At 66.4% G+C, this 6,191-nt stretch carries 3 protein-coding genes; 1 reads left to right on the top strand and 2 read right to left on the bottom strand.

Annotated features, from left to right (window positions below):
- Positions 1 to 105: 105 nt before the first annotated feature.
- On the bottom strand, positions 106 to 1,104 hold the full coding sequence (locus tag ABE423_RS20335; RefSeq protein WP_100437486.1) for a polyprenyl synthetase family protein: 999 nt from the start codon (positions 1,102 to 1,104) through the stop codon (positions 106 to 108).
- A 214-nt stretch (positions 1,105 to 1,318) separates the two neighbouring features.
- Between ABE423_RS20335 and ABE423_RS20340 the strand changes: the two genes are divergently transcribed.
- The gene (locus tag ABE423_RS20340) at positions 1,319 to 2,932 is read left to right on the top strand and encodes an alpha-glucosidase (protein ID WP_346487313.1); all 1,614 of its coding nucleotides are present in this window, start codon (positions 1,319 to 1,321) and stop codon (positions 2,930 to 2,932) included.
- A gap of 248 nt (positions 2,933 to 3,180) precedes the next feature.
- On the opposite strand, the gene ABE423_RS20345 is transcribed toward ABE423_RS20340, so the two are convergent.
- A complete protein-coding gene (locus ABE423_RS20345; protein ID WP_346487315.1) occupies positions 3,181 to 5,949 on the bottom strand; it encodes a TonB-dependent receptor in 2,769 nt (922 codons plus the stop codon).
- Between the last annotated feature and the right edge of the window lie 242 nt (positions 5,950 to 6,191).

A 6,191-nucleotide genomic window follows, 5' to 3' on the forward strand; every position in this document is an offset into this window, starting at 1 on the left:
GCTACGGGCGGCCCCAACCCTCTTTTCCGGGCCCCCCAACGGGGCGCACGCCACCGTATTTCCGGTTGGGGGGGTGCCGCCCGTGGGTCGCCACACCTCAACCCATCAATGCGAGCGCTGCACCGCGTAGCGGGCCAGGCCGCGCAGGGCAGCCACGGCATCATTGTCGGCCAGGCCATCGAGCGCGCGCTCGGCGGCCTCGGCATATTCCTCGGCACGCGCGCGGCTGTACTCCAGGCCGCCGGTAGCGCGGATCGCGGCCAGCACTTCCGGCATCGCCGAGGCGTCGCCGTCCTGCACGATGGTGCGCAGGCGTTCGCGGGTGGCGGCGTCCGAATGGGCCATGGCATGGATCAGGGGCAGCGTGGCCTTGCCCTCGGCGAGGTCGTCGCCCAGGTTCTTGCCCAGCTCTTCGGCGTTGGCCGAGTAGTCCAGTACGTCGTCGGCGATCTGGAACGCGTAGCCCAGGTGCATGCCGTAGTCGAACAGGGCCTGCTGGGTGGCTTCGTCCACGCCGCTGGCCAGCGCGCCCAGACGGGTGCCGGCGGCGAACAGCACGGCGGTCTTGCGCTCGATCACGCGCAGGTAGGCCGCTTCGTCGGTATCCGGGTTGTGCACGTGCAGCAGCTGCAGCACTTCACCCTCGGCGATGCGGTTGGTGGCATCGGCCAGGATCTGCATCACCGACATGCGCTCCAGCTCGACCATCAGCTGGAAGCTGCGCGAGTACAGGAAGTCGCCGACCAGCACGCTGGGCGCGTTGCCCCACAGGGCGTTGGCGGTGCTGCGGCCACGGCGCAGGCTGGATTCGTCCACCACGTCGTCGTGCAGCAGGGTGGAGGTGTGGATGAACTCGATGATCGCCGCCAGCTGGTGGTGGTCCGGGCCGGCCTGGCCAACCGCATGGCCGGCCAGCATCACCAGCATCGGGCGCAGGCGCTTGCCGCCGGCGGAAATGATGTGGTCGGCGATCTGGTTGATCAGCACGACGTCCGAGGACAGGCGGCGCCGGATCAGGGCGTCGACGGCGGCCATGTCGGCCGCGGCAAGCGACTGGATCTGGGGCAGGCCCAGGGCGGGACGGGTGTCTTCGGTGATGGTCATGCGATCAGGCTTTCAGGCTCATCGCTGATTATAGGCGTTGCCTGTGAATTCGGGCGCAAACCGGGCAGGCCGGCGTCCGCGGCCCGGCCACGGATGCCGCCTGCGTGAATACGTATGCAGGTTGCGCCATGCCCGTGAGGCCACCGCTAAGCTTGCGGCATCAGGATTTCGGCCCGCTCCCGGCGGGTCCCGCACGCCCGGAGGGGGGCTGTCGATGTCGCACTATCCATGGTGGCGCGGAGCCGTCATCTACCAGATCTACCCGCGCAGTTTCCTTGACGCCAACGGCGACGGGGTAGGCGACCTGCCGGGCATCATCCAGCGCCTGGACCACATCGCAACGCTGGGCGTGGACGCGATCTGGATCTCGCCGTTCTTCAAATCGCCGATGGCCGACTTCGGCTACGACATCGCCGACTACCGCGACGTCGACCCGCTGTTCGGCAGCCTGGACGACTTCGACCGCCTGCTGGCCAAGGCGCACGGTCTGGGCCTGAAGGTGATGATCGACCAGGTGCTGAGCCATACCTCGATCGAGCACGCCTGGTTCCGCGAGAGCCGCCAGGACCGGACCAACCCCAAGGCCGACTGGTACGTATGGGCGGACCCGCGCGAGGACGGCACGCCGCCCAATAACTGGCTGTCGCTGTTCGGCGGCGGCGCCTGGCAGTGGGAGCCGCGCCGAGAGCAGTACTACCTGCACAACTTCCTGGTCGACCAGCCAGACCTGAACTTCCATCACCCGGACGTGCAGCAGGCCACCCTGGACAACGTGCGCTTCTGGCTGGACCGCGGCGTGGATGGCTTCCGCCTGGATGCGATCAACTTCTGCTTCCATGACGCGCAGCTGCGCGACAACCCGGCCAAGCCGGCGGAGAAGCGCTTCGGTCGCGGCTTCAGCCCGGACAACCCGTACGCCTACCAGTACCACTATTACAACAACACCCAGCCGGAGAACCTGCCGTTCCTGGAGAGGCTGCGCGCGCTGCTGGACGAGTACCCGGGGGCGGTCAGCCTGGGTGAGATCTCCTCGGAGGACTCGCTGGCCACCACCGCCGAGTACACCCGCGATGGCCGCCTGCACATGGGCTACAGCTTCGAGCTGCTGGTGGACGACTACAGCGCGGCCTATATCCGCGACACGGTCTCGCGGCTGGAAGCGGCGATGATCGAAGGCTGGCCGTGCTGGGCGGTTTCGAATCACGACGTGGAGCGGGCGGTCAGCCGCTGGGGCGGCCACCCGGCTGACCCGCGCCTGGCGAGGATGCTGGTGGCGATGCTGTGCTCGCTGCGCGGCTCGGTCTGCCTGTACCAGGGCGAGGAACTGGGCCTGGCCGAGGCCGAGGTGCCGTTCGAGGCCCTGCAGGACCCCTATGGCATCACCTTCTGGCCCAACTTCAAGGGCCGCGATGGCTGCCGGACCCCGCTGCCGTGGACCGATGCGCCGCTGGCCGGTTTCACCGCCGGCCAGCCGTGGCTGCCGATCCCGCCCGAGCACCGTGCCGCGGCCGTGGCGGTGCAGGAGCGCGACCCGGACTCGGTCCTGGCTGCGTTCCGCGGGTTCCTGGCCTGGCGGCATAGCCAGCCGGCACTCCTGCATGGCAGCATCCGATTCATCGAAAGCGCCGAGCCAGTGCTGCTGTTCGAGCGTATGCTTGCAGATGAAACCCTCCTGCTGGCCTTCAACCTGTCGGCCGAGGCGGTGAGCCATCCGCTGCCGCCGGGCAACTGGCAGCAGGTGGCGGTGCCGGGCCCGGATGCGGGCACGGTGCAGGGCAATGAACTCCAGCTGCCGCCGCGCGCGGTGTATTGCGCCCGACGCAGCTGACCGTTTTCTCCGGTGGCGGTACTTGCGGGGACGGGGCCGAAGCGCCCCGTCCCTTTTTTGTGGGTGGGCTTCCGGTGAAGGGCATCCACGCATGGCGTGGATCTACTGGGGATGGCCCTTATCCACGCCATGCGTGGATGGGCCTTGCCGACCAACGGCCGGCATCCGCGCAAAAGAAAACCCGCTGCCTGCGCAGCGGGTTTCCGATGAGTCGCTGCCGGCCAGCGGCCGGCACTACCCGGTCGTGGTCAGAACTTGTAGTTCACGCCCAGCATGTAGGTGCGGCCCCACTCGATGTATTCCAGCGGGCGGTCCTTGCTGCCGGCGTAGGTGCGGTACGGCTCGTTGGTCAGGTTGCTGCCCTGCAGCAGCAGGGTCAGCCCGCGCAGGCTGCTGCTGTCGCTGAAGGTGTAGCTGACCTGTGCATCGGTCACGTTCTCGCCCACCACGTAGCGCAGCGTGCGATTGCCGTTGAAGTTGCCGATCTCACCGATGAAGTCCGAACGGCGGCGCTGGCTCACGCGTGCTTCAAAGCCGCTGCGTTCGTAGTAGGCGGTGAAGTTGTACACGCGCTTGGACAGTCCCGGCAGGCTGATCGGGTCGGTGCCCACACTGGAGGCGCTCTCCGGATCCAGGATGGTGATGTCGCTCTTGTTGAAGGTCGCGCTGGCCTGCACGCCGAAGCCGCGCAGGCTGTCGGTCAGCATCTCCAGCGGGAACGACCCGGTCAGCTCCAGACCCTTCAAGGTGCCGCCCTTGCCGTTCTGCGGCGTGGAGAAGGTGCCGGTGGTCAGCACCGGTGCGGTCATGCCCGGCGGTGGCACGTAGTTGCCGAGCAGGCCGCTGAAGTCGTAGTTGTCCACCGATTGCGTGTATACGTAGCTCTTCAGGTCCTTGTAGAAGATCGCCGCAGCCACGTAGGCCTTCTCGCCGAAGTACTTCTCATAGGACAGATCCAGCGCGGTGGCGCGCCACGGATCGAGCAGCGGATTGCCACCGCTGCCACCGGGGCGGCCGTTGTTGGTATCCACGCCGAATTCCAGGCCGGCACGCATCTGGTCCACGCGCGGGCGCGCGACCTGCTTGGCGGCGGCGAAGCGCAGCGTCTGCTGGTGCGGGAACATGAACACCAGGTTCAAGCTTGGCAGCCAATCCTTGTAGGTCTTGCCGGCAGAGAAGGGCTGGATGTTGCTGCCCGCCGGCTGCGAGCTGTCCCAGTAGCGCGAATCCGAGCTCTGGTCGGTGTGCTGCATCTGCACGCCGATGTTGCCGCGCACGCCGACCACGCCGATGTCGGTATTGATGTTCAGGCGTGCCCACGCCGTGGTGATCTTCTCCTCGACCGTCCAGGATTTCGGAATCAGGTAGTCCAGGTTGTCGACCGGGTTGAAGGTCATGTAACGACCGACGGCTGCCGGCACATTCCACGACGGGATGTAGCCAATGCCGGCGAAACCGAGGTTGACCGGGCGGTACTGCAGGTCCGGTGCGATGGTGGATTCGCCTTGGGCGCCGAGCAGGATGTTGCCTTCGGCCTGGGCCTTCTGCTTGCGACGGTCGGCATAGTTCACGCCCACGTCCACATCCGAGAACCAGCTGGACATGGCCTCGGGAACCGGCAGCGTCGCCGCCAGCTTGGCACCCTTCAAGCGATCTTCCACCTCCGGCACCTTGCCGTAGCCGGAACCATAGATCGTGTTGGTCAGGAACAGGCTGTCCGGATTGGAGTAGTCACGACCCGGCGTGATCTGCGAGAAGCTGTTGTTGTTCACCACCAGGCCGATCGTGTCGAACTGCGGGCGCGGCACCAGCTGCAGGTTGTTTTCCAGGTTGATCTCGCGGCGGGTCGCCTTGGAGTAGTTCAGGTCGGCGACCAGCTTCACGCCACCGACGTTGAACTCGTTGTTCCAGCCGAACGCATCGATCTTGTCCTTGCGCTTGTTGTACATGCCGCGCACCAGCGGGTATGCATTGTTGATCGTGCCACCGGTAAAGCTGCCATCGGCATTGCGACCGACATTGCTGAACACCGGCAGGATCGCGTTGGGATTGTTGCTGTCCTCGCCGTTGCCGCTGAGGCTCAGCTCGAACTGGTTGGCGGTGTCGATCTGCTCGGCTGCGGTATGGAACGCATCGAAGGTGCTGGTCCAGCTGTTGCTGGGGCGGAACTGGATCGTTGCCATCACGCCGTCGCGCTTGTTGTTGCCGGTGCGGCGCAGGGCCTTGATGCCATCGGTGAAGTAGGTGCCAGGTGCGATTCCGCGACGCTCGCCCTTGTCGGTGTGTTCGGTGGTCCAGGGTTCGTACAAGCCGACCTGGTTCTCCTGGATCGGCATGTCGCTGTGCGCATAACCAATGGCGATGCCCAGGGTGTTGTCGAAGAACTGGTCGATGTAGCTGGCGCTGAAACGGTTGCCATACGGGTCGATGTTGGCGGCGCGGCCCAGGGAGCTCTTCTGGTAGCGGCCGCTGACCGCGATCACGCGCTCGCCGAAGCTGAGCGGGCGTGCGGTCTGCATGTCGATGGTGCCCGACAGGCCCTGGCCGACCAGCGCCGCGTCCGGGGTCTTGTACACGGTCACGCCGTTGACCAGCTCGGACGGGTACTGGTCGAATTCGACGCCGCGGTTGTCGCCGGTGCTGACCACTTCACGGCCATTGAGCAGGGTGGTGGCGAAGTCGGGCGACAGGCCACGCACACTGATCACCTGCGCACGGCCGGCCACACGCTGCGCGGCCAGGCCGGGCAGGCGCGAGATGGATTCGGCGATGCTGACGTCGGGCAGTTTGCCGATGTCTTCGGCGGAGATCGCTTCGACCACCGAGGTGGCGTCCTGCTTGATCGCGATTGCGTTCTCGATGCCGCGGCGGATGCCGGTGACCTGCACCGTATCCAGGTTGGTGGCGGCGGTGGCGGCCGGCGTGGTGGTGCTCTGCGTGGACTGTGCCGACGCCAGCGTCGGCGCCAGGACAACGGCCAGCGCGATGCTCAGCGCGCTGCGCTTGTGGTTCAACATTTTCCCCTCCCAGGCAATGTTGCAGATCGATTCGTGAACGTCCCGGAGTGACCGTGGACGTGCGACGCGGTGGCCGCTGTCGTCGCCGCTATGGTAGGCAGCGCGTTCTTCGCGGGAATCACCCTGCATACGTATTCAATGGCGTTTGCAGGGATGTAATCGCTTTCAGGTTCTGTTTGCGGTAGTGGCGGGCCCCGGGCCGCCCAGACAGAGAACCCGGGGGGCGGCCCCCGCCGCGCCCA

The organism is Stenotrophomonas sp. TWI1409, from assembly GCF_039673015.1.
In the GTDB taxonomy this organism is placed as follows: Bacteria; Pseudomonadota; Gammaproteobacteria; order Xanthomonadales; family Xanthomonadaceae; genus Stenotrophomonas; species Stenotrophomonas maltophilia_A.